At 73.0% G+C, this 2,816-nt stretch carries 3 protein-coding genes and 1 pseudogene; all 4 read right to left on the bottom strand.

All coding sequences use genetic code 11. The features are described from left to right. Window positions 1-476, bottom strand: a 476-nt coding sequence (locus RH94_RS13035) for a GTP-binding protein (protein WP_073947772.1), incomplete at its 3' end; no start/stop codon positions are given. After that, window positions 457-855, bottom strand: a complete 399-nt coding sequence (locus tag RH94_RS13030; RefSeq protein ID WP_073947770.1) for a DUF742 domain-containing protein — start codon at window positions 853-855, stop codon at window positions 457-459. The genes RH94_RS13035 and RH94_RS13030, both read right to left, overlap by 20 nt. A 111-nt stretch (window positions 856-966) precedes the next feature. Further along, window positions 967-1,380 carry a roadblock/LC7 domain-containing protein gene (locus RH94_RS13025; RefSeq protein ID WP_073947771.1) on the bottom strand — a complete coding sequence of 138 codons (414 nt, stop codon included), beginning with the start codon at window positions 1,378-1,380 and terminating at the stop codon, window positions 967-969. 9 nt (window positions 1,381-1,389) lie between these two features. Beyond that, window positions 1,390-2,816, bottom strand: a pseudogene (locus RH94_RS13020) (nitrate- and nitrite sensing domain-containing protein); the annotation flags it as partial.

The raw sequence follows: 2,816 nt of genomic DNA, 5'->3' as shown, positions 1-2,816 counted from the left end.
GGACCGATCTGCAGGGCCTCGCGGACCTCGTCCGGGTTGTACGGCTGCTGGCCGTCGAAGCCGTTGAGGGCGATGACGAACGGCAGGCCGCTGTTCTCGAAGTAGTCGACCGCCGGGAAGCAGTCGGCCAGGCGCCGGGTGTCGACCAGGACGATGGCGCCGATGGCGCCGCGGACCAGGTCGTCCCACATGAACCAGAACCGGTCCTGGCCGGGCGTGCCGAACAGGTAGAGGATCAGGTCCTGGTCGAGCGTGATGCGGCCGAAGTCCATGGCCACCGTGGTGGTGGTCTTGTCCCCGGTGTGGGTGAGGTCGTCGATGCCCGCCGAAGCGGACGTCATGACGGCCTCCGTGCGCAGCGGGTTGATCTCCGAGACGGCGCCCACGAACGTGGTCTTGCCCACGCCGAAGCCACCCGCCACCACGATCTTTGCGGAGGTGGTCGCCCGGCCCGCGTCAGAGCTTGCGAAGTCCACTGAGCACCCTTTCGAGCAGCGTCACGTCCGGTGCGCCACCGTTGTTCTCGTCGCCGCCCGGCTGGTGGATGGCCACCAGACCGGCCTCGGCAAGGTCCGCGACAAGGATTCGTGCCACGCCCAGCGGCATGGCGAGAAGCGCCGACACCTCGGCGACGGATTTCACCTCACGGCACAGGTGACAGATCCGCTGGTGTTCCGGGAGCAGTCCCATCAGCGCTGCCGGGTCGGCCGTGGTGCTGACCAGCGCCTCGATGGCGAGCTGGTAGCGCGGCCGGGTCCGGCCGCCGGTCATCGCATACGGACGTACCAGCGGCTGGTCGCCCTCGTCCCCGTACGGCTCTGCGTACGGATCATGAGAGGCGGGGGGCGGGGTCATGAATCCTCCGGGCGGGACAGCAAGTCGGTCAGTCAAGCCGTCTGACAGGGCCGGTGGGGGGATTGTGGCGGCCGGACGGTGATTTGGTGAGGTGGGTGGTGCCGGAGCCGGTCAGTGCAGCAGACTGCCCTGTAGTTCGGCGCGCAGGTCGGGGGTGAGGACCGCCCCTGCACGGTCGACGAGCAGTGCCATCTCGTAACCGACGAGGCCGATGTCGCACTCGGGGTGGGACAGGACCGCGAGCGACGACCCGTCCGACACGGACATCAGGAAGAGGAAGCCGCGCTCCATCTCCACGACCGTCTGCGCCACAGTGCCGCCCTCGAAGATCCGGGAGGCCCCGGAGGTCAGCGAGGTCAGACCGGAGGCGACGGCCGCGAGCTGGTCGGCGCGGTCGCGCGGGAACCCTTCGGACATCGCCAGAAGCAGTCCGTCGGCCGACACCACGACGGTGTGGGACACCCCGGGGGTGTTGTCCACGAAGTTGGTGATCAACCAGTTGAGGTTCTGTGCCGCCTGGCTCATCTGGCTCAACTAACGCTCCTGCTGGTGAGTGGGGAAGCTGCCCGTCTGGCCGTGGCCGGCCTGACGACCCTGCGCGATGCCCCGACGGAGATTGGTCAGCCGGCCGCGTACGTCGTCAGGCGCACGCGAGACCTGCGGACCGCTCTGGTGCTGTTGCTGCTGAGCCGTGCCCGGGACGAGGTTCGCCCGGGGCACCCGGCGCGGCAGGCCGGAGGTGGTGACCCCGCCCGAGGCCGGCTGCCTGACCCGCTCGGCCTGCCGGACGAGGTCGTCGTTCGGCGAGTTGCGCCAGGCGGGGGCGGTGTTCCGCTGGGGAGTGGGGGCCTGCGGCTGGGGAGTGGGTGCCTGCGGCTGCTGCGCGGCCGGAGCCGGCTCGCCGCCCTGCTGCTGGCCACCACCGTGGAACCAGTTGGTTTCCAGGGTGTCGTACAGCGGCGTACGGCCGTCGCCGGGACCGGGGGCCGGCGGCAGGGCCCAGCCGTCGTCGGGCCGCTGCTGCGGGGTACCCGCGCCGCCCTGTTCCGGACGGACGGGCCGCTGCCGCGGCTGCTGGGCGGCAGGGCCGCGCAGGCCGCCGAAGTCGGCGGGACCGCCCGGCTGCGGCCGCTCGAACTGCCCGGTGGACGCGGGGTCCTGGTGGCCCGGCCGCTCGAACTGCCCGGTGGATGCGGGGTTCTGATGTCCTGGCTGGGCGAACTGCCCGGTGGACGCGGGGTTCTGATGTCCCGGCTGGGCGAAGTGGCCCGTGGACGCGGGGTCCTGGTGGCCCGGCTGGGCGAACTGGCCCGTGGAGCCGTTGCCGTAGCCCTGCTGGGCGGCGAACTGGCCCGTGGAGCCGTTGTCGTACGCCTGCGGGGCCGCGAACTGACCCGTCTGGGACGGAGTGCCCTGCCCGGACGTACCGAAGACGTCCGGACGGACGAACTGGCCCGTGTGCTGCGCGTCGCCCGCGCCCGGGTGCGGGGCGTCGAAGTCGGGACGGGGGAACTCCGCGGTCGAGCCCGGCCCCTGCCGGTCGTCGATCCGGGGCATCTCCGTCGTCGAGCCCGGCCCCTGGCGCCCGTCGAACCGAGGCATCCGGGAGGTCTGCGCCGCGTCCTGCTCGTCGTGGCCGCGCGGTGCGTCCAGGGCGGCCCGGCCGCCCGCGTTCTCGTCGCCCCAGCCCTGCGTACGGGACGGCCCGTTGCCACCCGGCAGCTCGGGGCGCGCACCGCCGCGCGGCGGCAGCTGGGGCTGCCGGCCCTGCTCGCTGCCGTTCGCCCGCTGCGGGGGTACGGCACCGCGGGCGCCGCCACCGAAGACGTCCTGCCGCCGGCCGTCGCCGAAGCCCTGCGGGGCACCCGGCCCGGTCGCCTGCGGAGCCTGCGGCCCACCGGGCGCCTGGCCGCCGAAGGCACCGGCCGCGCCCGCCGGGGCCGGACGGCCCTGCTGCGGCT

It is taken from the genome of Streptomyces kebangsaanensis (genome assembly GCF_001906585.1).
GTDB classification, from domain to species: Bacteria; Actinomycetota; Actinomycetes; order Streptomycetales; family Streptomycetaceae; genus Streptomyces; species Streptomyces kebangsaanensis.
The sequence above is the reverse complement of the archived record's forward strand: the minus strand, read 5'-3'. Positions and strand labels throughout refer to the sequence as shown.